The organism is Pseudomonas sp. MWU16-30317, from assembly GCF_020515695.1.
GTDB lineage: Bacteria > Pseudomonadota > Gammaproteobacteria > Pseudomonadales > Pseudomonadaceae > Aquipseudomonas.
Window position 1 is genome coordinate 65454 of sequence record NZ_JAIWJA010000011.1, and the last position, 24546, is coordinate 89999.

Sequence of the window (24546 nt, forward strand, 5' to 3'; positions counted from 1 at the left end):
CATGTGTGCCGATCATCCACGCATGTATCGGATCTGACACCTACTGTTGATTTTCTATCTGAAAACTGGCATCCAAGGCGCGGCCGTCCTAGGCTATCGGTCATTTTTCAGGGAGAGCGTCATGCGTAAGGTTTTAGTTACATTGTCGGCCACCATTGCCCTGGCGGGCTGCCAGGCGGTCAACACCACCCATGGCGACGCCGTAGGTGTCGAGCGCAAACAGTACATGTTCAGCATGTTGTCGACCGATCAGGTCAACCAGATGTACGCCCAGTCCTACAAGGAGACAGTCGGTGAGGCGAGCAGCAAGGGCGTGCTCGAAAAGGACACCGCCGATGCCAAGCGCGTGCGGGCGATCGCCGATCGCTTGATCGCCCAGGCGCCCAAATTGCGTGCCGATGCAGCCCAATGGCAGTGGGAGGTCAACGTCATCAAAAGTGACGAGCTCAATGCCAATTGCGGGCCCGGCGGCAAGATCATCGTTTATAGCGGCCTGATCGATCAGCTCAAACTCACCGATGGCGAGCTGGCGGCGGTAATGGGTCATGAAATCGCCCACGCCTTGCGCGAGCATGGCCGCGAAGCCATGTCCAAGGCCTATGGCGTGCAGATGGCGCGTCAGGGAGCAGGTGCGCTGCTGGGGCTGGGCGAGAACAGTCTGCAGTTGGCCGATACGGTGGTGCAGTACAGCCTCACCTTGCCCAACAGCCGCAGCAATGAAAACGAAGCGGACCTCATCGGCCTTGAGCTGTCGGCGCGGGCCGGTTATGACCCGAACGCGGCGATCACTTTGTGGAACAAGATGGGCGCCGCCGCCAACGGCTCGGCACCACCGGAGTTCATGAGCACCCACCCGGCGTCGGCCAACCGCATCAGTTCGCTGCAAGCGGCGATCCCCAAGGTGATGCCGCTGTATCAGCAGTCGAAAAAATCCTGAGACCGGCGCCTTCTGCGGCCAGCGATTTAGCCGCGGATGGCGCTGTAGATCTTGAACCCACCCCCCTCGTGCAGCGTCTTGCAGGGCCCGACATGCTCCTGCATGAGCGGCTGATAGCGCAGGAAAGCATTGGCGACGATTCGTAGCTCGCCGCCTTTTTGCAGATGCTCGCGGGATTTTTTCAGCATGGTTTCCGACGCGCGATAATCGGTGTGCACGCCGGTATGGAACGGCGGATTGCTGAGGATCGCTGCCAGTGGCTGCGGGGCGGCGTCGATACCGTCACCGATGAGCACTTCGCCTTCCAGGCCGTTGGCGGCCAGGGTCAAGCGGCTGCTGGCCACGGCGAAAGCGTCGACGTCCAGCAGGGTGACCTGGGATTGCGGGTAGCGACGTTTGATCATCGCCCCCAGCACCCCGGCGCCGCAGCCAAAATCAAGCACATGCCCGGTCGGCAAGCCGTCGAGGAAATCGAGCAGCAGCGCGGTACCACGATCCAGCCGGCCGTGACTGAACACCCCAGGCAGGCTTATGACGCTCAGCGGACCGTCGGCCAGCTCCAGCTCGTAACGTTGCGCGAGGCTTTCGAGGGCCAACGGTTGCGGTGCGACCTCGATATCTACCGCCCACAACTGGCAATGCCGGGCGCTGTCGATCTTGCGCGGCTTGCCGAAGTCCTGCAGTTGCTTGGCCGCACCCTCGATGCCACCGCGCTTTTCGCCGACCAGGTACAAGGTGCGGCCCGCCAGGCGCGAGGCCAGGGCATTGAGCAGGTAGTGGGTCAGGTCGCGGGCCTTGGGCAAAAACAGCACCGCGCCGTCGATCTCGTCATTCGGTGCTTCGGTGCCGAAGTGGCTGCGTCCGGCGAAGCGTGCCTCCAGGGCGGCATGGTCGCCGGCATGCCAGCTCCAGCCGCAGGCCTGGGGCAGTTGCCCAAGCAAGTCATCGGCCGGGAGACCGGCCATCAGCCAGCGACCCTGAAAAGAATCGGCCTGACGAAGCAACACTTCACTGCGCGGGTCCATGAAATGGCTCCTGAAAAAAAGTCCGGCAGTCTATCAGTTCACCTGTCGCAGCGGCGTGCCGGCAAAGAACCCTGCGGCGTTGTCCGCCAACTGCCCGACGATACGCTGACGTGCCTCGCGGCTGCCCCAGGCGCTGTGGGGGGTGACGATCAGGCGCGGGATGTCGTCGGCCAGCAGCGGGTTGCCGTTGACCGGCGGCTCGACGCTGAGTACGTCGGTGGCAGCGCCGCCCAGTTGGCCGCGGCGCAGCGCGTCGGCCAGTGCTTGCTCATCGATGATGCCGCCGCGGGCGGTGTTGACGATAAAGGCGCCGGGTTTCATCAGGTTCAATTCACGGGCGCCGATCATGTGCCGGGTATGTTCGTTGAGCGGGCAGTGCAAGGTCAGTGCATCGACCTGGCCGAGCAACTCATCGAGCGGCATGCGGTCGGGGCGTGCCGGGCGGCCGGGAATCTGCCCGGGCAGCACGCGCATGCCGAAGGCTTCGGCCAGCCGCGCGACGGCGCTGCCCAGTTCGCCTTGGCCGAGCAGCCCGAGGGTCTTGCCTTCGAGCTCGACGATCGGGAAGTCCAGCAGGCAGAACTGCCTGGAGCGCTGCCACGCACCCGCAGCGATGGCTTGCTGGTAGTCGCTGACGCGGGTAGCCAGGGCCAGCAGCAGCATCAGGGTGTGCTGGGCCACCGACGGCGTGCCGTAGCCCTGGCAGTTGCTGACGCTGACACCTTGGGCGCGGGCCGCCGCCAGGTCGACGTTGTTGGTGCCGGTGGCGGCGATCAGGATCAGCTTGAGGTCGGGGCAGGCCTGGAGCACAGTGGCATCGATCACCGCCTTGTTGGTGATGGCCACGCTGGCGCCTTGCAGGTGCGCGATGGTCTGCTCGGGTAGGGTGCTGGCGTGCAGCTGCAGATCGTCGAAGGCTGCATGCAGCGGGGCGAAATCGAGATCGCCCAGATCCAGTGTGCTGTAGTCGAGAAAAACCGCGCGGCGAAGATTGCTCATCAACTGTACCTGTCCTGATCCGTGGTGGAGCTTCTATGATCGTGTAACGAGGAGGCTTGGCCCTCGCTACAGGGTGTTCGAGATGGGTCATCCTACAAGAATTGTTTCTGAATGAATCGTGAGGTAGTGGCATGTATTGGGCAGAGTTTTTGACCGTGGCGCTGATTCACCTGCTGGCAGTGGCCAGCCCCGGTCCGGATTTCGCCGTGGTGGTGCGCGAAAGCGTAGCCCACGGTCGACGCGCCGGCACCTGGACCGCACTGGGCGTGGGCTCGGCGATTTTCCTGCATGTCGGCTATTCGTTGCTGGGCATCGGCCTGATCGTGTCGCAGTCCATCGTGCTGTTCAACCTGCTCAAATGGCTGGCAGCGGCCTATTTGCTGTACATCGGTTTCAAGGCCTTGCGCGCCAAGCCGGCAGTTGCGGGCGCAGAAACCGTCGCCGCGCTGCCGGTCGAGCGTTCAGCGGGCGCGGCCTACCGTGCCGGTTTCATGACCAACGGCCTGAATCCCAAGGCCACGCTGTTTTTCCTGTCGCTGTTCACCGTGGTGATCAACCCCCATACGCCGCTGGCGGTGCAGGCCGGTTATGGCGTGTATCTGGCAGTGGCCACGGCGGCGTGGTTCTGCCTGGTGGCGCTGTTGTTCAGCCAGCGGCGGGTGCGAGCCGGTTTCGCGCGCATGGGCCATTGGTTCGACCGCACCATGGGGGCTGTGCTGATTGCGTTGGGTGTAAAAATTGCGCTGACCGAGATGCATTAAGCGAGTCAGTTAAATTTGCGTTGGTGCCGATGGCCTCTTCGCGAGCAAGCTTTGCTCCCACAGAGCAAACAGCACTAGAGTCGAACACCTGAGGGAGCAAGGCTTGCCCGCGAAGAGGCCGGTTCAGACACCATTGTCAGACAGGTCCTACGGGCGAAATTGGCATGCAGTGCTAGGGTAATCATCAGACTCTCGCACTTAGCCAAAGGACTCCCGAGATGCAGACTCGCGTTATTCCACCCGCTGACGGTGCCTATACCTTCCCCCTGCTGATCAAGCGCCTGCTGCTGTCGGGCAGCCGCTACGAGAAAACCCGCGAAATCGTCTACCGCGATCGAGTGCGCTACAGCTACCCGACCCTCACCGAACGCATCTCGCGCCTGGCCAACGTACTGGTCGCCGCCGGGGTGCAGCCGGGCGACACCGTGGCGGTCATGGAGTGGGACAGCCACCGCTATCTGGAATGCATGTTCGCCATCCCGATGATCGGCGCGGTGATCCACACCATCAACGTGCGCCTGTCGCCCGAGCAGATCCTCTACACCATGAACCACGCCGAGGACAAACTGGTGCTGCTCAACAGCGAGTTCGTGCCGCTGTTTCAGGCGTTGGCGGGCCAATTGACCACGGTGGAGAAAACCCTGCTGCTGACCGATGGCAGCGAAAAGACCGCCGCGCTGCCCAATCTGGTGGGTGAATACGAGCAACTCCTCGCGGGCGCCAGCAGCCGGTACGACTTCCCGGATTTCGATGAAAACTCGGTGGCCACCACGTTCTACACCACTGGCACCACCGGCAACCCCAAGGGGGTGTACTTCACCCATCGTCAGTTGGTGCTGCATACCCTCGCAGCGGCCACCATTACCGGCAGCATCGACAGCGTACGGCTGATGGGCACCGATGACGTCTATATGCCGATCACGCCGATGTTCCATGTGCACGCCTGGGGCATCCCGTACGTGGCCACCATGCTGGGCATCAAGCAGGTCTACCCCGGCCGCTACGAGCCGGACATGCTGGTCAATCTGTGGCGCACGGAAAAGGTCAGTTTCTCCCATTGCGTGCCGACCATCCTGCAGATGCTGCTCAACGCCAAGGGGGACACCGATTTCGGCGGCTGGAAGATCATCATCGGTGGCAGCGCCCTCAATCGCGGCCTCTACGAAGCGGCCAAGGCTCGCGGTATTCAGCTGACCGCCGCCTACGGCATGTCGGAAACCTGCCCGTTGATCTCCTGTGCGCATTTCAACGAAGAACTCCAGGCCGGCACCGACGAGCTGCGCGTCACCTACCGGATCAAGGCCGGGGTGCCCGTGCCGCTGGTGGATGCCGCCATCGTCGACAGCGACGGCAACTTTCTCCCGGCCGATGGCGAAACCCAAGGTGAGCTGGTACTGCGTGCACCTTGGTTGAGCATGGGGTATTTGCGCGAGCCGCAGAAGGGCGCCGAGTTATGGGACGGCGGCTGGATGCACACCGGTGACGTCGCCACCCTGGACACCATGGGCGTGATCGATATTCGCGACCGTATCAAGGACGTGATCAAGACCGGCGGCGAATGGGTCTCGTCGCTAGAGCTCGAAGACTTGATCAGCCGTCATCCCGGCGTGCGCGAGGTGGCGGTGGTGGGCATGGCCGATGCGCAATGGGGCGAGCGGCCCTTCGCATTGCTGGTGCTGCGTGACGGTCAGACACTGGATGCGCAATCGCTCAAGGCGCACTTGCTACCGTTCGTCGAATTGGGCCTGATCAACAAGTGGGCCATCCCGAGTCAGATCGCGGTGGTCGGCGAGATCCCCAAGACCAGCGTCGGCAAGCTCGACAAGAAGCGAATCCGGGTTGAAGTCCTGGCCTGGCAGGCCGATAACAGTCCGTTCCTGTCGTCATTGTGAGCGATGCAGGTGAGGACCTGATGGCCGTGAAAACTCTTCATTGAGGACCTGCCTTCCTGCATATGGCTTGTTACAATCCCGCTTTCGGGCTTGTCATCGCTTTGACGTTGGCCAAATGACATTATCCGTGGGAGAGGGCCAATGGCCTCAGCACCTTCACTTTGGCAGCTGGCCAAGCTGCCATTGGCCATCGGCTTCGCCTCTTCGCTGGCGGCGCCGGCGTATGGCATCGCGTTCAACGTTGGCGATGTCGAGGGGCAGTTCGATTCCTCGCTGTCGATCGGCTCCAGTTGGTCGACGCAAAACCCTGATCGCCATCTGATCGGCGCCAACAATGGCGGCGTGGGGTTATCGCAGTCCGCAGACAACGGCCGCTTGAACTACAAGGCCGGCGACGCCTTCAGCAAGATCTTCAAAGGCGTGCACGACCTCGAGCTGAAATACGGCGACAGCGGCCTGTTCGTACGCGGCAAGTACTGGTACGACTTTCAGCTCAAGGATGAAAACCAGCGGTTCGCCGATATCAGCGACTCGGGGCGCGAACAAAGCGCTCGGTCGTCGGGCGCCGAGTTTCTCGATGCCTTCGTCTACCACAATTTCGCCATTGGCGATTTGCCGGGCACCGTGCGCCTGGGCAAGCAAGTGGTCAACTGGGGCGAGAGCACCTTCATCGGCGGCGGCATCAACAGCATCAACCCGATCGATGTTTCGGCGTTTCGTCGTCCCGGCGCCGAGATCAAGGAAGGCTTGATCCCGGTCAACATGTTCTACCTGTCCCAGAGCCTGACCGACAATCTCACCGCCGAGGGCTTCTATCAAATCGGCTGGAAGGCGACGGTCAATGACAACTGCGGCACGTTTTTCTCGCAGTCCGATGTGATCACCGGCGGCTGCAACGACAACCTCGGCGTGCTCGGCACCCAGAGCGCCACGCTGGCGCGCCTGCCTGCCGGGCAGCGCACCGCCGCGGCAGCGGCCCTGGCGGCTCAGGGAGTCAGCTATGGCTCGCCGGACGAGGGCGTGATCGTGCATCGCGGCGCCGATCGCGATGCCCGCGACAGCGGTCAGTTCGGCCTGGCCCTGCGTTACCTCTATGACCCGCTCGACACCGAGTTCGGCGCCTATTTCATGAATTACCACAGCCGCCTGCCGATGTTCAGCGGCCACGCTGCGCCGGCCAGCGCCTACTCCAGCGCCACCGCGTTGCAGGCCGCCGGGCTGTCGCCGGCCGCGGCCCGGTCGCTGGTGCCGACGGTGGTCACGGCCAACTCCAATTACTACCTCGAATACCCCGAGGACATTCGCCTGTACGGCTTGAGTTTCGCCACCACGCTGCCGTCGGGTACGGCCTGGAATGGTGAAGTGAGCTACCGGCCCAATGCGCCGATCCAGATCAACACCACGGATATTCTGTATTCCGGTCTGGCAGTGCCCGGCGTCTCGCAGTTGACCGGCACGCCGGGCAGCGATCAGCAGGGTTATCGCCGCAAGGAGATCACCCAGGTGCAGACCAGCCTCACGCATTTCTTCGATCAGGTGATGGGCGCCGACCGCCTGACCCTGGTGGGTGAAGTCGGCTGGACCCACGTCGGTGGGCTGGACAGCACCTCCAAGCTGCGCTACGGCCGCGACGCCAGTTACGGCCCCGGCCCGCTGGGCAACGGCACCTGTCAGCGCCTCAACAGCGCGACCCTGGCCGGCACCGGGCAGAACGGCGTCAGCCGCTATTGCGAGAACGACGGCTACACCACCACCGATTCCTGGGGCTACCGGGCGCGGGCGATCTGGGAGTTCAACAACGTGATCGCCGGGGTCAACCTCAAACCCAACATCGCCTGGTCTCACGACGTCGACGGTTACTCGCCGGGCCCGGGGGGCAACTTCGAAGAGGGCCGCAAAGCGGTCAGTCTCGGGCTCGATGCCGAATACCAGAACACCTACACAGCGAGCCTGTCGTACACCAATTTCTTTGATGGCAAATACAGTACGGTCGATGATCGGGACTTCGCTTCACTGAGTTTCGGTGTGAATTTCTAGCGCCCGGGGGCTTGATTCGATGAACGCTACCAAAGTCCTGTTACAGATCGGCATCCTCAGCCTGGCCCTGTTCGCCGCTGACGTGTTGGCAGAGGTGTCCGCCGCCGAGGCCAAGCACCTGGGTGCCAACCTGACGCCGATGGGGGCCGAGCGTGCAGGCAATGCCGATGGCTCCATCCCGCCCTGGACGCCGATGGCGAAGACCGCCGCGCCAGTGGACGACCGTGGTTTTCTGGGCAATCCGTACGCCAACGAAAAGCCGCTGTTCGTCATCACCGCGCAGAATGTCGAGCAGTACAAGGCCCGGCTGACCCCAGGCCAGATGGCGCTGTTCAAGCGCTATCCGGACAGCTATCGGATGCCGGTCTATACCTCCCATCGCGGCGCTACGGTGCCGGAGGAGGTCTTTGCCGCCATCCGCCGCAACGCGACGCAAACCACGCTGGTATCCGATGGCAACGGCTTGCAGGACTTCAGCAGTGCAGTGCCTTTCCCGCTGCCGCACAACGGCCTGGAAGTGATCTGGAATCACATCACCCGTTATCGCGGTGGCAGCATCAAGCGTTCGATCATCCAGGCGATGCCACAGCAAAACGGCTCGTTCAGCCCGGTATCGCTGCAGGAGCAGTTGGTGTTCCGGGATCGCATGAAGGATTTCGATCCGGCCAATCCGGGCAATGTGCTGTTCTATTTCAAGCAGGAAGTCACTGCGCCTGCACGTCTGGCAGGCAGCGTGCTATTGGTCCACGAGACCCTGGACCAGGTTGCCGAGCCTCGTGAAGCCTGGCTCTACAATGCCGGCCAGCGCCGCGTTCGACGGGCTCCGCAAGCAGCCTATGACGCGCCTGGGACCGCCGCCGACGGTTTGCGCACCTCCGACAACCTCGACATGTTCAATGGCGCCCCGGATCGCTACGACTGGCAATTGGTGGGCAAGCAGGAGTTGTACATCCCGGAGAACAGTTATGCGCTGGATTCGCCCAGCTTGAAATATGCAGACATACTTCAGGCTGGGCATATCAATCAGGATTTGGCGCGCTACGAGCTGCGCCGGGTCTGGCACGTGGTCGCCACACTCAAGCCCGGACAGCGGCATGTATACGCCAAGCGTGACTTCTACTTCGACGAAGACACCTGGCAAGCGGCGATCATCGATCACTACGATGGCCGCGGGCAGCTGTGGCGGGTGGCCGAAGCCCATGCCGAAAACTACTACAACAACCAGGTGCCCTGGTATGCGTTCGAGGTGCTCTACGACCTGCAGGCCGGGCGCTACGTGGCGTTGGGCCTGAAGAACGAGGAGGCCCGTGGCTACCAGTTCGGCGTGCCGGCCAGCACCAGCGAGTTCACGCCTGCAGCGTTGCGTCAGGAGGGTGTGCGCTAGCAGGCCCGGCCCCTTCGCGAGCAAGCTCGGCTCCCACAGAGGCGGTGTCGTACTCAGGTGCGAGCAAGCTCGGCTCCCACAGAGGCGGTGTTGTACTCAGGTGCGAGCAAGCTCGGCTCCCACGGAGGTGGTGTCGTACTCAGGTGGGAGCAAGGCTTGCCCGCGAAGGGGCCGCAACGGACACCCTGATCCTCCATCCATAAATATTTTTTTACCTGCCCGACCCCTCTCCATAGTGGCACCCCGCCCACTGTCACAAAAGCATTCGACTGACTGTCATCAAACTTACACATTCAAAGCATTAAATCTGCAACGTCTTCTCCAGTGGGCTTTCCCACAAATCCCTTGACTGAGGTGTTGCCGTGATTCTGCTGACCAAAAATCGTCTCTCGATTTTGCTGGCTTCGTTGTGCCTGAGTGGCATGGCGCATGCGACTGATGTAACGGGTGCAGGTTCGAGCTTCGTATTTCCGGTGGTGTCCAAGTGGTCCCAGGACTACAGCAAGGCATCGCCTAACCGCATCAACTACCAGTCCATCGGTTCGGGTGGCGGTATCGCGCAGATCAAGGCAGCCACGGTCGATTTCGGTGCTTCCGACGCGCCGTTGTCGGCAGAGGACCTTCAGGCCGCCGGCCTGGGTCAATTCCCTAGCGTCATCGGCGGTATCGTACCGGTCGTCAACATCGAAGGCGTCGAGCCGGGCAAGTTGAAACTGGACGGCCCGACCCTGGCCAAGATTTTCATGGGCGATATCAAGAAGTGGAACGACCCTGCCATCGTCGCGCTGAACGCTGGCGTGACGCTGCCTGACCAGGCCATCACCGTCGTGCACCGCTCGGACGGCTCGGGTACCTCTTTCAACTTCACCAACTACCTGTCCAAGGTCAGTCCCGAGTGGAACGAAAAGCTCAAGTTCGGTACCACCGTGCAGTGGCCAGCGGGTGTGGGCGGCAAGGGTAACGAAGGTGTTTCGGCCTACGTGAAGCAGATCAAGGGCTCGATCGGCTATGTCGAATTCGCCTATGCACTGCAGAACAAAATGGCTCACACCCAGCTGAAAAACGCTGCGGGCAAGTTTGTCGAACCTAGCGCCAAGGCGTTCGGTGCCGCTGCCGATACCGCTGACTGGGCGAGCGCCAAAGACTTCAACCTGATCATGACCAATGCCCCGGGCGAGGCCGCATGGCCGATCACCGCTACCACCTGGATCATCATGTACAAGACGCCGAAGAACGCCGAGCAAAGCAAGGCCGCTTTCGACTTCTTCAAATGGTCGCTGGAAAACGGTCAGGAACAAGCCGCTTCGCTGGACTACGTGGCCCTGCCGAAATCGCTGGTCGCGAAGATCGAAGGCTACTGGAAATCCGATTTCAACAAGTGATTCGATCCCGTTGAAATCCAAGACTGTAACGCTCTTTCCGGGTGCCCCCACGGGGGTATCCGGATCGGGCTTTTTCTGCGAGTGGACCTGACATGACCGAAAACACTCAATACCTGTCCACTGCGATCTCCAAGAGCGACAGTCCGGGCGACAAGCGTGCCGCCCGCGACCATCGTCATGACGTCTGGTTTCGCCGTACGATGCAAGGCGCTGCCATGCTGGTGCTGTTGTTGCTGGCCAGTATTGCCGGATCGACCCTGTGGGGTGGATTCGAAGCGTTCAAGACCTTTGGCTTCGGGTTTCTGACCAGCACCGAGTGGGACGTCGTAGGCGGCCATTTCGGCGCTGTAGTGCCTATCTACGGGACCCTGGTGACTTCTTTTCTCGCCCTGTTGATCGCCGTACCGGTCAGCTTCGGCATCGCGATTTTCCTTACTGAAGTAGCGCCGCCCTGGTTGCGCATGCCGATCGCTTCGGCCATCGAACTGCTGGCGGGCATTCCATCGATCATCTACGGCATGTGGGGCCTGTTCATCTTCGGCCCGTTCATGGCCGAGTACATGGCTCCCTGGATCAACGACAACCTCGGCGCACTGCCGCTGATCGGCAGTCTGTTTCAGGGCCCGCCACTGGGGATCGGCATGCTCACCGCCGGTATCGTGCTGGCGATCATGATCATTCCGTTCATTACCTCGGTGATGCACGAGGTGTTCCGCACCGTGCCATCGGCGCTCAAGGAGTCGGCCTACGCCTTGGGCGGCACCACCTGGGAAGTAGTCTGGGACATCGTCCTGCCATACACCCGCACCGCAGTGGTCGGCGGTATTTTCCTGGGTCTCGGCCGGGCGTTGGGGGAAACCATGGCAGTGACCTTCGTGTTGGGTAACGCTCACCAGTTCTCTTCTTCGCTGATGATGCCCAGCAGCTCGATTGCCTCGGTGATCGCCAACGAGTTCAGCGAGTCGTATACCGACCTCCACCGCTCTTCGCTGATTGCCCTGGGCTTCCTGCTGTTCGTCGTGACCTTCGTCGTGCTGGCCTTGGCGCGATTGATGCTGATGCGCCTGTCGCGCAAGGAGGGCCTGTGAGTAACGAAAGCATTTATCGCAAGCGCGCGTTGAAGAACCGCCTTGCGATGGTCCTCAGCTGCGCCGCCACGCTGTTCGGCCTGTTGTGGCTGGTGTGGATTCTGCTGACCACCATTATCAAGGGCGCCAGCGCGCTCAACCTCGCCCTGTTCACCGAAATGACGCCGCCGCCCGGCAGCGCCGGTGGCCTGGCCAACGCCTTTTACGGCAGCGCCCTGATGTCGCTGATCGCCTTGCTGATCGGTACGCCGATCGGCCTGGCGGCCGGTGTCTGGCTGGCGGAGTTCGCGCGCCACAGCAAGCTGGGCAATACCGTGCGCTTCATCAACGACATCCTGCTGTCGGCGCCGTCCATCGTGCTGGGGCTGTTCGTGTACACCGGGGTGATTCTGCCGATGAGTGCCTTGAGCAATCATCAGATCGGTTTCTCGGCCTTCGCCGGCTCGCTGGCTCTGGCGCTGCTGGTCATCCCGGTGGTCGTGCGGACCACCGACGAAATGCTCCAACTGCAACCTTCCACCATGCGCGAAGCAGCCCTGGCACTGGGTGTCCCGCAATGGAAGCTGACCTTGCAGATCGTTCTGCGGGCGGCCAAGGCCGGGGTGGTGACGGGGGTGATCCTGGCCCTGGCGCGTATTACCGGCGAGACCGCGCCGCTGCTGTTCACCGCCTTCGGCAACCAGTTCTGGAGCAGCAACCTGCTCAAGCCGATCGCCAGCGTGCCGGTGGTGGTGTTCCAGTACGCCATGAGCCCCTACGACGACTGGCACTCGCTGGCCTGGGCCGGTGCGCTGGTCCTGACCCTGTTCGTGTTGATGCTCAGCTTGCTCTCTCGCCTAATCCTTTTGCGCAATAGGTCTCACTGATGAATGTTCTTCCTGCGGCTCCGCAAACCAAGATTCAGGTCCGCGATCTGGAGTTCTACTACAACGATCAGCGTTCGTTGAAGAAGATCAACATGGACATCCCGGAAAAGCACGTCACCGCCATCATCGGCCCGTCGGGCTGCGGCAAGTCGACCCTGTTGCGCGTGTTCAACCGCATCTACGCCATGTACCCCAAGCAAGAGGCGCGCGGCCAGGTGCTGCTCAATGGCGAGAACATCCTCGACTCGCACTACTCGATGAACCGCCTGCGCAGTAACGTCGGCATGGTGTTCCAGAAGCCGGTGCCGTTCCCGATGTCGATCTACGACAACATTGCCTACGCCGTGCGCCATCACGAAAAGCTCTCGCGCCGCGAGATGGACGAGCGCGTCGAACAGGCTCTGCGTGGCGGCGCGTTGTGGGATGAGGTCAAGGACAAGCTCAAGCAAAGCGCCCAGAGCCTGTCGGGTGGTCAGCAACAACGCCTGTGCATTGCCCGCACTATCGCCTTGCGCCCGCAGGTCCTGCTGCTCGACGAACCGACCTCGGCGCTGGACCCGATCTCTACCGGCCGCATCGAGCAACTGATCACCGAGCTCAAGGAGCAGTTCACTGTGATCATCGTCACTCACAACATGCAACAAGCCGCGCGCTGCTCGGATTACACCGCATTCATGTTCATGGGCGAGCTGATCGAGCATGGCGACACCGACACCATCTTCACCAAACCCAGCAAGACTCAGACCGAGGATTACATTACCGGGCGCTTTGGTTGATGGCGCGGCCTGCCTGGCAGGCCATTCGCAATATGCGGTTAAAAATCTTGTCACGGAATTTTTCTTCACAAATGGGTCAAACTCCAAGCAGAGTTGTGCAGCATCTGTCTTCTGCCTTTCGAATTACTGCCCAGGAGTTTTCCATGTTCACCTCGCATCGCTTGTTGATCGCCGCCACCGCCGTTGCCATGCTGTCGGGCTGTGTTTCGCAGGGCAATCCCTATGACAATCAGGGCCAGGCTCAGCAGGGCGGGGGCGTGAGCAAGACCGCCAAGTACGGTGGCCTTGGGGCGCTGGCAGGGGCTGTAGCGGGTGCGGCGATCGACCATAACAACCGTGGCAAAGGCGCGCTGATCGGTGCGGCGGTGGTCGGTGCCTCGGCGGCCGGCTATGGCTATTACGCCGACCGGCAAGAGAAGGCCCTGCGTGCGAGCATGGCCAATACCGGCGTCGAGGTGCAGCGCCAGGGTGACCAGATCAAGCTGATCATGCCCGGCAATATCACCTTCGGTACTGATTCTTCCGCGATCGCCAGCAGCTTCTATGCGCCGCTCAATAATCTGGCCACCTCGTTCAAGCAGTTCAACGAAAACACCATCGAGATCGTCGGCTTCACCGACAGCACCGGCAGTCGCCAGCACAACATGGACCTGTCGTTGCAGCGCGCCCAGGCGGTCAGCACCTACCTGACCTCCCAGGGCATCGATGCCTCGCGCCTGTCGGTGCGCGGTGCCGGGCCTGATCAGCCGATCGCCAGCAACGCCGATGCCAATGGCCGGGCGCAGAACCGTCGGGTCGAGGTCAACCTCAAGCCGATCCCCGGTCAGCAGTACCAGCAGGCGCCTCAGCAGTAATCGCCGCATCCCAGAATCCCGCTTCCGGCGGGATTTTTTGTGGGCGTGTGGATTATCCGTCGCTGGTTTTCAGCGTGCGTGCGGCCGACGAAAAAGTGCGACAATAGCCCATCTATCTGCTCTGGCCCCGAGCCCCGTGCTGGCCTTGAGCTGCGCCTGCCGAAATGGCACCGCGACCGTCCCTGGAGGCAACGTTCCATGAAAATCCTTGTGGTTGAAGACAACCGCGACATCCTCGCCAACCTGGCCGATTACCTCGGGCTCAAGGGTTACACCGTGGATTGCGCCCAGGACGGCCTGTCGGGCTTGCACCTGGCCGCCACCGAGCATTACGACCTTATCGTCCTCGACATCATGTTGCCGGGTATCGATGGTTACACCCTGTGCAAGCGCCTGCGTGAAGATGCCCGCCGCGATACCCCGGTGATCATGCTTACCGCCCGCGATCAACTGGATGACCGCCTCCAGGGCTTCCGCTCCGGGGCCGACGACTACCTGCTCAAGCCGTTCGCCTTGTCGGAGCTGGCGGCGCGTATCGAAGCGGTCATGCGTCGCGCCCAGGGTGGCGGACGACGCAACCTGCAGGTCGGCGATCTGGTCTACGACCTCGATACCCTCGAAGTGACCCGCGATGGCCGCCTGCTCAAACTCAACCCGGTAGGCCTCAAACTGCTCGCCGTGCTGATGCAGAAAAGCCCCCACGTGTTGCGCCGTGAAGTGCTCGAAGAAGCCTTGTGGGGCGACGACTGCCCAGACAGCGACAGCCTGCGCAGCCATGTTCACCAATTGCGTCAAGTGATCGACAAGCCCTTCGACAAGCCGCTGCTGCACACGGTACACGGCGTGGGCTACCGCCTGACCGAGGGGCGGGATGGAGTTTAAACAAAGCCTCTCCCAGCGCATCATCATCGCTTTCGGCTTGATGAGCGCACTGGTAGCGGGGGCCTTTGCAGGCGGCATCGTGTTGACGGTTCACCTGGTGGAAGAGCGGTTGATCTCCACCGAGCTGGGCGGGGACCTGCAGCGGCTGCTGGCAGCTGACACGCTTGAGGATTGGAGTCATACCCCCGAGCCCAACCAGCTGTTCTACTTCAGTGGCGGCGAGGGCGAGTATCGCCTGCCCCACGACCTCAAGCACCTGTCCACCGGTTTTCACGAAGTGTTCCGCGGCCCGCTGTCCTATCACGCGATGGTGAAATTCGTGGACGGGCGACGCTATGTGCTGTTGCAGGACCAGAGTGATTTCGAGGACCGCGAGCGACTGCTGTTCGCCGTGGTATTCGTGGGCTTCGTCCTGAGTTTAGGCGTGGCGGCGCTGTTGGGCTGGCTGCTGGCGCGGCGGGTCATGGCGCCGGTCATTCGTCTGTCGCGCCAGGTCCGCCATCGCGATCAGTTGCTGGGGCTGGCACCGCCACTGGGGCCCGACTACGCCGGCGATGAGGTCGGGCAACTGGCCGTAGCCTTCGATGCCGCCCTAGGTCGGCTGCGCCATGCCTTGACCCGCGAGCGGCTGTTCACCAGCGATGTCAGTCACGAACTGCGCACACCCTTGATGGTGTTGGCCGGCTCGTGCGAGTTGCTGCTGGAATACCCGATGCTGGATGAGGCTTCGCGCAGCCAGGTGTTGCACATTCGCCATGTCAGCGAGGAAATGCGCGAACTGGTGCAGACCTTCCTGATGCTGGCCCGGGCCCAAAGCAACGAAGGTGTCAGCACCAAGACCAGCCTGGTTCGGGTGGCCGACGATGTGGCCGCGCTGTGGCGTGTACCCGTCGAACGCAAGGGGCTGCAGTTGGTCTACGAGCGGATCGATGTTGACGACACCCACTACAGTTCGACCTTTCTACACGCGGTCATGGGCAACCTGTTGCGTAACGCCTTGCATCACACCGAGCAGGGCATGATTCGCCTGCAGGTTCGCACGCACAGCTTCGTGGTCGAAGATGTCGGGGCCAGTGTGGCCGAGTCGCAGCGCGATCTGCTGCTCTCCCAGGCGAGCGCTCTGCCCATGGAACGTATGGGTTTGGGGCTGTCGCTGGTGCAACGCATCTGCGCCGACCAGGGCTGGCGCATCACCTTGACCCCACTTGCGCCCACGGGCTGTCGTTTCCAGGTTGATTTGGAACCGCTGCACTGACATCTGCGTACTGCCTCGCTTAACGAAACTTTCACATAGGCATCACTGCGCTATCACTTCGGCGCGCCTATCGTCGGCCGGCATGATCAAGGACCCGTGGCAGGTGTGGCACCATTCGTCGCTCAGGGCTGCGTCACGATAGGAATTAATCTACTTTTATCGGACGGCGTTTGGCAGCGTTGTCAAAGGGTTGCAGTCATGAAGCTAGAAATCGCTCGAAGTTTGTTCCTGGTAGCAGCGCTAGCGGTCACTTCGGTCGCCATGGCGGCGTGGCAGGAGCCACGTTCGCAGGTGCTGAGTGCCGAAGACGGTGAAGGAATCGGTGGGATGTCCAAGGCACCAAAAGCCCAGACCACCGAGCGGCCGGATCACAGTCTGCTGCTCCTGATGTTCGGTCTGGCGCAAGGCAAGAAGGCAGGCTGACGTGCTGTAGTCGATGCAACAACTAAAAGGCCCCGGGATGGGGCCTTTTTGCGTGGGGTCAATCACCTGTCGATCTGATCATTCGACCCGGCGGGGCGAGAACTCCAGGACTTTGTCAGGGGCGATGCTCACCACCGTGCCATTGCTCAACTCGGATTGCCCGACGGTGACCACGCGATCGCCCGGCGCCAGACCATCGTTGACCACCACCAAGCCTTCACGTGTTTCGCCGGTATCGATCGAGCGGCGCTCGACGATGTGCATCGGCTGATCGTTGCTGTCAGCTTTGTCGATCACTACGTAGACCGAGTCACCCGACAGGGTATACGCGATCGCACTTTGCGGAACCACGATCTGGCGGCCCTGCCACTGGCGTTGTTCGACGGTGGCGACACCCACGCTGACGGGGGCCTTGAAGGCACTGAACCGCTGGATCTGATGGTAGACGGTAAGGCCCTTGTAGCCTGCGAGGGCCAGTACCAGCAACAACACCACGGCCAACATGATCAGCAAACGCCGACGGAGCATATCCGCTTCCTTGGAAAGACTTTGAAAAACAACACTGCACATTATGCGCGATGAGCAAGGGTTTCCAGTAGCCCGTGTTGCTGGATATGAAACAAGGTCTGTCAGCGCAAGGCGTGCAAGTGGTTGTCCCACCAGCCTGAAGGCAGCGTGAGCGCAGTTGCGATCGGTGTATCCGGCCGGCAATCGTAATAGCGACAGCGACCCTGCCCAGAGGTCACCACAAAGCCGTCATGCACTGCGGCCACCCCTGCACAATCGGGCAGAGGGGCATCCAGGCGCACGGCCGCGGTGTCCAGGTCCCAGATAAAAAAACGGTTGGCCCTGGGCGCTGTCAGTGCCACCAGGCGCTGGCCGTCATGCACGGCGACGCTGGCGGTGTAGTGAGCCATGGACTGCAGTTGCGCGTCGGCCACGGCAAAGGCGGCGAAGGCGGCGCCCGGTCGCTTGATCGCCAGCAGCGGTGCGACTTCTCGGGCATCGCCCATGAATTGCTGGCACGTGAGAATCGTGCCGTCATCGGCGATGGCCAGGTGGCGCACGCTGTTCATGGCCTGAGGCAGGGCTTCGTGGCTGATGAGGGTACCGTCGCGGCGCATCAATACCAGGCTGGGCTGCATGGCGTGCAGGTTCATGTCCACCCGGCTTTCGGCCTCGGTGCGAATGCCGCCATTGGCCACGACCAAGGTTTCGCCATCCGGCAGCCACGCCACTTGATGAGGGCCAATACCATGGGTGGCGATTTCGCCCGTGCGTTGCAGGTGGGGCCCGTCGAAACGGTAGACGCCCAACAGGCCACGCCCGGGGTCGGTGGTGTCGTTCTCGGTGGTGTACAGCCATTCGCCGCCTTTGTGGATCACGGCATGGCCATAGAAGTGCCGATCGGCGGGTGTGTGCAGCGTCTGCAGCAGGCGCCCGTCGCGCAGGTCCAGCAGATAGCTTTCGGTGCCTGGGCGACGGGCGACGAACAGTGCGATGGGCTGGCTGGGGTGGTGGATGATGTCGTGGCACCGCTGCCCGACCTCGGTAGCGAATACCTGCCGGCCGTCCAGCCGATAGCCGACGGCGTAGTGGCGGCCGTCGCTGTCGTCCCGTGCCGACAACAGCAATGGCGACGCCTGGCGGCTCTTGAACAGTTTCCAGCCGCCGAGGGTCACCGCGCTCAGCAACGCGCTGCCCAAGTTGAGGCGCTGAGGGATGGCCATATCAGTCACCGTCGTTGGCATTGAAGCCCAGTTGAATGTTCAAGGCCTTGGCCAGTTCGTTCTGGTGCAAGCGATGGACGCCATCGAGGCGCGCGTAGATATCGTCGAGCACTGGCTTGCCGGCGGGGTCCTCCAGCAGCGCGGTGAGCGAGCGGCTGTTGGCATCCAGCGCGTGCAGGGCGGCGGCGTAAGCGCTATCGATTTTTTCCGCCAGTGCCTTTTGATCCGCTGGCAGCAGGCCGCGCAAGCCCTTGCCATCGACCCCCAGCCATACGCTCTGGGCCGCCAGCAGCGAAGCCTGCAGGCTTTTCAGCGACGATTGGCTGCGCCATGCCTCGGCCTGATACGGCTGCGGCACGCCTTTGCTCTGGCGGCCCATGGGCGTGCCGAGTTTTTTCTTGAGGGTGTCGAGTGCAGTCACTTGCACGCGCAAGACTTCGGCGATGGCCTCGTGGGAATCGGCGTAACGCTGGTTGGGGAATTTCGACATCTGCGCGAGCACGCCGTCGGTGCCGGTCCAGCCCGCGAGAATGGCCTCGGCGAGGTGTTTCTGCCGTTCGCCAATGGCTACCAACAGTGGGCAGTAGCTGGCCTTGCGCGTGGCATCCGCCAGTTCCGGTTTGCTGTCGAAGAGGATGTATTCGTAAGCCGACAGCCCCTGCACCACCACGCTGGCGTTGGTCAGGGACTGGGCGTCGATGGGCTGCCCGGCGCTGATCAGCGCCTCGACCTGGCGCCCCACCAGGTTCTTCTTGTCTGGCCAGAACTGTACCGACCAGGCGCGGTTGCCCTCGGCCAGGGGGCCGATCAACAGCGGCTGCAAGGCGGCCCAGGCCTTCTGTGCGTGAAGAAAGTCAGCGCGAGCCGTGGTCAGGTCGGCGGTGCCGGCGCAGAAGGCGAGGGCGCTGATCGCCAGTTGCCGATCGGCCTCGACCCAGCGGGAGTAGGTGGGCAGGATCACCTGATTGGCGATGGCGGCACTGGTGTCGGCCTGTGGGTCCTTGGCCTGTGGCGGCGAACAGGCCCCCAGCGCCAGCGCGGCGAGGGTGGTGAACAAGAGCTTGGGGCGCAGTAACAATTTGTGTGGAGGCATGGAATGGGCGCTCGTGCGAATCACAGTGAATTGAGGAACGCCAGCAGGGCATCGCGCTGCTCGGCATTGAAGGTCAGGACGTGGCGTTTGGCGGGCTCGGCCTCGCCGCCGTGCCAAACCACTGCTTCGAGCAGGTTGCGGGCACGGCCGTCGTGGAGGAACTGGCTGTGGCCACTGACCGTTTCGCTCAGGCCTATGCCCCATAGCGGCGGTGTGCGCCAGTCGCTGGGGCCGGCCAGGAACTCGGCACGGCCGTCGGCCAGGCCGGGGCCCATGTCGTGCAGCAGCAGGTCGGTGTAAGGCCGAATGATCTGGCTCGCCAGGGCAGGATCGTCGGCGTCGCTGGCGGTGGTGTACTGCGGCACGTGGCACGCCTGGCAACCGGCCTGATAGAACAGATTCTTGCCGGCGAGTACCTGCGGCGCGGCAACATCACGGCGCGCCGGTACGCCCAGATGGCGGGTATAGAACTGCACCAGGCGCAGGATGTTGTCGCTCACTTCCAGACCGCCGTCCGGCTCGTTGCCATTGGCCGCAGCAATGCAGGCGGTTTGCGCGGCCGTACAGTCATCGGCCGGTTTGAGGCGGCTGGTCAAGCCCATGTCGCCCGCAAAGGCGTGAGCGTTCTGCTGCAGGAGGCTCGGTTGCCCGGCCTTCCAGCCGAAGCGTCCGAGTACGGTGCTGCCCAGGGTGTCGTCCCACACGCGATTGGCTTTGCCTTGCACGCCTTTACCCTGCTTGGCCTGGGTGCTGGCGTTGGCCAGGATCGCCTCTTCAGGGATGGCTTCGAGCAGGCCCAGGCCGATCATCGGCGGTGCGATGCGTGCGGACATCTGTGTGTCGGGATGCAGGGGGCCATAGCCAAGTTGGCTGATCTGCACCTGCGGTTTGCGCAACGCCACTCGAAAACCGTCGTCGAACCACACCTCGACCGCGCTGTACTCGACCCGCACCTTGCCCTCCGCAGGCACCCCGGGGATGGCCATGTCCTGCAATTGCGTGCCATAGGTGGGTTCGGGGATCACGCCGGTGCGTTCCAGCAGCGCTTGCTGGCCGGTCGCCGGGGCGATCGAAAGGCGCACCAGCATCGATACTGCATTGAGCGTCTCGGGCCCTGGTGGATGGCCGCGACCGTCGCGGATATGGCAGTTCTGGCAAGCATTGGTGTTGAACAGCGGCCCCAGGCCATCCCGTGCTGTGGTGCTCGATGGCGCGATGACCCAAGGGTTACGAAAGAAACTGTTGCCCACGCTGAAATCCAGGCGTTGTTCGCGAGACAGATTGGCTGACGGCTGGGAGTAGGCCAGCCGATCCTGACGCTTGACCGTCGCCTCCCCGGCCGAACGCGCCTCACCGGGCTCGGGCTCGGTGAAGCGCGGTGGCGCATCGCAGGCGCTCAGGCATGCGCTGAGGGCCAGGGCAAATAGGCGAAACCATGAGGCGTACATCGGCGAGCCTGTTGCCGGATAACCTGTGGGAGCGAGTTCTGCTCGCGAAGCTGGCAAAGGCTTCACGGGCAGCGCCGCTCCCACAGGTATTCTCCTTGCAGGATCAAAACTCGTGATCAGCGGTATCCGGGTTCAGATCCGTGATGCCCAGTTTGCCCGCTGCCTGTTCGATGGCACCGGTCTGCTTCACCAGCGCAGCGATGGCATCGCGGATCACCTGATTGCCGGCACTGTTGCCCGGCGCAATCAACTGGTCGAAATGCTCGCCCTTGTTGGCGTGATCGACAATCACTTGCATACGCGCTTCGGTGTCGGCGAGATCGGCCTGCAAGGTGAGGTCGGTGGTCTTGTCGGCCTTGGCCACCAGCGACGACAGACTGGCGCCTGTCAGTTTGCTGCCATCGACGCGGGTGTATTCGCCCAGGTAGATATTGCGGATGCCCTTGGCGTTATAAAACGCCGAGTTGTAGGTGTTATCGCTGAAGCAATCGTGCTCGTCTTCCGGCGAGTTGGCTTCCAGCGCCACCTTCATGCGTTCGCCGGCCAGCTCACCCAACGACAGGCTGCCGATGCCGAACAGCATCTTGCGCAAGCCCGCGTCAACGGGTTCCTTGGCCAGGGTGGCGCGGTAGTTGTCGGCCACATTGGGCTGCCATTGGCCGACCATTTCCTTGAGGTCGCTGACCAGCAGATCGGTCACAGCCTTCAGGTAGGCACGGCGACGCTCGTTGTGACCGCCGGTGGCGCCAGCGCCTTCGAGGTAATCGGACGACGGGCGATTGCCGGCCCCCGGGCCGGTACCGTTGAGGTCCTGGCCCCAGAGGAGGAATTCGATGGCATGGTAGCCGGTGGTGACGTTGGCTTCGGAGCCACCCAGCTCGTTGAGGCTGGCGAGTTTTTCAGGGGTGATGTCCTTGACGTCGACTTTGTCTTCGCCCACCTGGATTTCGGTGTTGGCGATGATATTGGCCGTGGCTGCGGGGTTGCCGAGGGCGTGCTCGTAGCTCTTGTCGGTGTAGTCGATCAGGCCCTCGTCCAGGGGCCAGGCGTTGACCTGGCCTTCCCAGTCATCGATGAGGGTGTTGCCGAAGCGGAAGGCTTCGGTCTGCAGGTACGGCACGCGGGAGGCAACCCAGGCGTCGCGTGCGGCCTTGAGGGTCGCGTCGCCGGGCTTGGCGAGGAAGGCGTCGACAGCGCTTTGCAGGGTTTGGGCGGTACTCAAGGAATCGCTGAACGCGGCATAGGCCAGCTCGGCGTAGTGGTCGACCACGACTCTGGCGGCGCTTTCGTCGACGTTGACGGACGCTGTGGCGGTGGTCGCAGTGGCGGTGCTTGCAGCGGGCGTCGGCACCTTGTCGGCCGCTTTTTCCTTGTCGCTGCTGTCACCGCAGCCGGCGAGGGAGATGGCAATGGCCAGCAGACTGGCGCTGGCCAGGGGCATACGAATCATGGCGAAATCCTGCGTCAAAAATGGGCTCGACCGCGCGCTGCAGCACGCGAAACGGCGCCATGATGCGAAGGATTTGCATTTGCTGTAAAGGAGGAATATTAAAAATATTTCATGTAACTTTATGTTGCCAGGCATGTAACTGAATGTTGCAAGTCTTTATCTAAAAAATACTTAAATTTCATAGGGTTACGTCGTTAAGGATTTCAGTCTGTCGGCTTGTTTCAGAAAGGCCAGTAATTCGCGAGCGGGCAGCGGTTTGCTGTACAGATAGCCCTGACCTTCATGGCACCCTTCGGAAATCACATAGGCTTCCTGGGCGCTGGTCTCCACGCCCTCGGCGATCACCTGCATGCCCAGGCTTTTGCCCAGTTGGATGATGGCCCGCACGATGGTGGTGTCATCGTCGTCCTGAACCAGATCCTGCACGAAGCTCTTGTCGATCTTGATCTTGTCCAGCGGCAACGATTTCAGATAACTCAGGGACGAGTATCCCGTACCGAAGTCATCGATGGCGATCAACGCCCCGGAGCGACGCAGGCTGAGCAGATGCTGGGCGGCGGTGCTGATGTCTTCCATCAGGCCGGTCTCGGTGACTTCCAGCTCCAGGCTGCGCGGCGGCAGACGGTACATTTGCAGGAAGTTGTTGACCACCCGCGGCAGCTCGTTGTGGTGCAGCTGCACGGTGGACAGGTTGACCGCCATGCGCAGGTTGCTGAAGCCCAGGTCGTGCCACTCGCGCAATTGCTTGCAGGACTGGTCGAGCACCCATTCGCCCAGGGCGATAATGGTGCCGTTCTGTTCGGCCAGCGGGATGAACTGGTCGGGCGGGACCATGCCGTGTTCCGGGTGGGTCCAGCGCAGCAAGGCTTCCACACCGACTACGCTGTGATCGCGATAGCTGATCTGCGGTTGGTAGACCAGGTGCAGCTGGTTTTTCGCCAGGGCCTCGCGCAGGTCCTTCTCGAGCTCGCGGCGCCGGCGCATTTCGCTGTCGACGCTGGCGATGTAGAACTGATAACGATTGCGCGAACGGCTTTTGGCCAGGGTCATGGTCTGTTCGGCTTTTTGCAGCAGTTTTTCGGTGCTGTCGCCGTCTTCCGGGAACAAGGTGATGCCGATGGTGGCGCGCAGGCGGATTTCTTCGAGGTCCAGACCAAAGGGCGCCTCAAGGCCGTCGAGTACATTCTGGGCCAGCTCGGCGGCCTCGTAGGGTTGTTCGATGTCGGCCTGGACCAGTGCGAACTGATCGCCGCCCAGCCGCGCCAGCGCCCCGAGACGGCCGCTGTAGCCGCGCAGACGGTCGGCCAATGCCAGCAGCAACTGGTCGCCGGTCTGGTAGCTGAACTGTTCGTTGATGCCCTTGAAATCATCGAGGCCGACGCACAGCACCGCCACCCGCCGTTGCAGGCGGCCAGCGTCGACGAGGATCTTGTCCAGTTGCTCCTGGAACTGCTGGCGATTCGGCAGGCCGGTGAGAAAGTCGTACTGGGCCATGCGCAGCAGGCTGTTCTCGGCCTCATGGCGCAGGTGGGTGTTGCGATCGATAGAGGCCAGCAGTTGATTGGCGGTATTGACCCACACGCCCAGTTCGTTTTTCTCGTGCCCCTTGAGCAGCGGAATCTGGTGCTGGCTGGGGCGGTCGGGGTTGATCTGGGTCAGGTGCTCGATGATCTTGGACAGCGGCTTGGTCAGCAGCCAGTGGTAGATCAGGTACAGCACCAGCGCCAGAGCGAGTGCCCGCAGGACGCCGGAAATGAAGATGATCACCGAGCTGGCGATGAAATCCTCGCCATAGGTGGCAGTGTCGAGGGTGATGCTGAGATCACCGTAATACTCGCTGTACTGGCCCTTGCCCACCAATTGGGTGGTGAAGGTGCGTTCCTGACCGAGGATCAGGTCGGTCATCCAGCGCAGCGGGAATTGCTGCAGCGGCCGGGATTTTTCCGCCAGCATGGTTTCGTTCGGGTGGCCGATGGAGGCCATGCGCACGGCATCGTTCTGGAACAGGCCTTCGATGACCTGCATGCCCATCTCGCGGTCCAGGCTATACACCGCCTGGGTGGAGGGATCGCGGAACATGTCGAGGACACGATTGGCATCGTTGGCCACGGCCTGACGCGTCTTGTGAATATCGAAGACGATCTGCGCACAACTGAGCACTACGCCCACGATCAATGCCGAGAGCAGCACGACCCTGAGCAGCTTGACCGACAAGCTGTGTTTAAGCTCCAGCTTCAATGGGGTATTCCTTGGTGGGTGCGCTT

Annotated in this window: 21 protein-coding genes; 13 read left to right on the top strand and 8 right to left on the bottom strand. The window is 62.1% G+C overall.

Annotated features, from left to right (window positions below):
• Nucleotides 1-121: 121 nt before the first annotated feature.
• Nucleotides 122-937 carry a M48 family metallopeptidase gene (locus LIX93_RS25115; RefSeq protein ID WP_226506772.1) on the top strand — a complete coding sequence of 272 codons (816 nt, stop codon included), beginning with the start codon at nt 122-124 and terminating at the stop codon, nt 935-937.
• Between the two features lie 26 nt (nt 938-963).
• Here the strand turns inward: LIX93_RS25115 and LIX93_RS25120 are convergent, their stop codons facing one another.
• Nucleotides 964-1962 carry a class I SAM-dependent methyltransferase gene (locus LIX93_RS25120; RefSeq protein WP_226506773.1) on the bottom strand — a complete coding sequence of 333 codons (999 nt, stop codon included), beginning with the start codon at nt 1960-1962 and terminating at the stop codon, nt 964-966.
• A gap of 33 nt (nt 1963-1995) precedes the next feature.
• A complete protein-coding gene (locus LIX93_RS25125) occupies nt 1996-2961 on the bottom strand; it encodes a 2-hydroxyacid dehydrogenase (protein WP_226506774.1) in 966 nt (321 codons plus the stop codon).
• Nucleotides 2962-3092: 131 nt separating this feature from the next.
• Between LIX93_RS25125 and LIX93_RS25130 the strand changes: the two genes are divergently transcribed.
• The 12 genes from LIX93_RS25130 (at nt 3093) to LIX93_RS25185 (ending at nt 16561) form a co-directional block, all read left to right on the top strand.
• Nucleotides 3093-3722, top strand: coding sequence for a LysE family transporter (locus LIX93_RS25130; RefSeq protein WP_226506775.1), 630 nt, complete (start codon nt 3093-3095; stop codon nt 3720-3722).
• Nucleotides 3723-3940: 218 nt separating this feature from the next.
• Nucleotides 3941-5614, top strand: coding sequence for a fatty acid--CoA ligase (locus LIX93_RS25135; RefSeq protein WP_226506776.1), 1674 nt, complete (start codon nt 3941-3943; stop codon nt 5612-5614).
• Nucleotides 5615-5755: 141 nt separating this feature from the next.
• Nucleotides 5756-7651: a DUF1302 domain-containing protein gene (locus tag LIX93_RS25140; protein ID WP_226506777.1), complete on the top strand. Its 1896-nt coding sequence runs from the start codon at nt 5756-5758 to the stop codon at nt 7649-7651.
• A gap of 19 nt (nt 7652-7670) precedes the next feature.
• Entirely contained in the window at nt 7671-9035 is a 1365-nt protein-coding gene (locus LIX93_RS25145; protein WP_226506778.1) for a DUF1329 domain-containing protein, read from the top strand.
• A 362-nt stretch (nt 9036-9397) separates the two neighbouring features.
• On the top strand, nt 9398-10417 hold the full coding sequence (pstS, locus tag LIX93_RS25150; protein WP_226506779.1) for a phosphate ABC transporter substrate-binding protein PstS: 1020 nt from the start codon (nt 9398-9400) through the stop codon (nt 10415-10417).
• Nucleotides 10418-10509: 92 nt separating this feature from the next.
• The gene (gene pstC, locus LIX93_RS25155) at nt 10510-11505 is read left to right on the top strand and encodes a phosphate ABC transporter permease subunit PstC (protein WP_226506780.1); all 996 of its coding nucleotides are present in this window, start codon (nt 10510-10512) and stop codon (nt 11503-11505) included.
• A gap of 47 nt (nt 11506-11552) precedes the next feature.
• A complete protein-coding gene (gene pstA / locus LIX93_RS25160; RefSeq protein WP_226506888.1) occupies nt 11553-12371 on the top strand; it encodes a phosphate ABC transporter permease PstA in 819 nt (272 codons plus the stop codon).
• Nucleotides 12371-13147, top strand: a complete 777-nt coding sequence (gene pstB, locus LIX93_RS25165) for a phosphate ABC transporter ATP-binding protein PstB (protein WP_226506781.1) — start codon at nt 12371-12373, stop codon at nt 13145-13147. Before pstA ends, pstB begins: the two co-directional genes overlap by 1 nt.
• Before the next feature lie 143 nt (nt 13148-13290).
• Nucleotides 13291-14001 carry an OmpA family protein gene (locus tag LIX93_RS25170; RefSeq protein ID WP_226506782.1) on the top strand — a complete coding sequence of 237 codons (711 nt, stop codon included), beginning with the start codon at nt 13291-13293 and terminating at the stop codon, nt 13999-14001.
• A 198-nt stretch (nt 14002-14199) separates the two neighbouring features.
• Complete coding sequence (gene colR / locus LIX93_RS25175) at nt 14200-14883, top strand: two-component system response regulator ColR (protein ID WP_226506783.1); 684 nt, start codon at nt 14200-14202, stop codon at nt 14881-14883.
• The gene (locus tag LIX93_RS25180; RefSeq protein ID WP_226506784.1) at nt 14873-16138 is read left to right on the top strand and encodes a HAMP domain-containing sensor histidine kinase; all 1266 of its coding nucleotides are present in this window, start codon (nt 14873-14875) and stop codon (nt 16136-16138) included. Before colR ends, LIX93_RS25180 begins: the two co-directional genes overlap by 11 nt.
• A 198-nt stretch (nt 16139-16336) precedes the next feature.
• Nucleotides 16337-16561, top strand: a complete 225-nt coding sequence (locus LIX93_RS25185) for a hypothetical protein (protein WP_226506785.1) — start codon at nt 16337-16339, stop codon at nt 16559-16561.
• 78 nt (nt 16562-16639) lie between these two features.
• Here the strand turns inward: LIX93_RS25185 and LIX93_RS25190 are convergent, their stop codons facing one another.
• The 6 genes from LIX93_RS25190 to LIX93_RS25215 form a co-directional block, all read right to left on the bottom strand.
• Entirely contained in the window at nt 16640-17089 is a 450-nt protein-coding gene (locus LIX93_RS25190; protein ID WP_226506786.1) for a hypothetical protein, read from the bottom strand.
• Nucleotides 17090-17190: 101 nt separating this feature from the next.
• Nucleotides 17191-18291 (bottom strand): DUF1513 domain-containing protein, encoded by a 1101-nt coding sequence (locus tag LIX93_RS25195; protein ID WP_226506787.1) that lies wholly within the window; start codon nt 18289-18291, stop codon nt 17191-17193.
• Nucleotide 18292: 1 nt separating this feature from the next.
• Nucleotides 18293-19384, bottom strand: coding sequence for an imelysin family protein (locus tag LIX93_RS25200; RefSeq protein ID WP_226506788.1), 1092 nt, complete (start codon nt 19382-19384; stop codon nt 18293-18295).
• 20 nt (nt 19385-19404) lie between these two features.
• Entirely contained in the window at nt 19405-20832 is a 1428-nt protein-coding gene (locus LIX93_RS25205; RefSeq protein WP_226506789.1) for a di-heme oxidoredictase family protein, read from the bottom strand.
• Nucleotides 20833-20935: 103 nt separating this feature from the next.
• Entirely contained in the window at nt 20936-22282 is a 1347-nt protein-coding gene (locus LIX93_RS25210; RefSeq protein WP_226506790.1) for an imelysin family protein, read from the bottom strand.
• A gap of 186 nt (nt 22283-22468) precedes the next feature.
• Entirely contained in the window at nt 22469-24520 is a 2052-nt protein-coding gene (locus tag LIX93_RS25215; RefSeq protein ID WP_226506791.1) for a GGDEF domain-containing phosphodiesterase, read from the bottom strand.
• Nucleotides 24521-24546 lie beyond the last annotated feature (26 nt).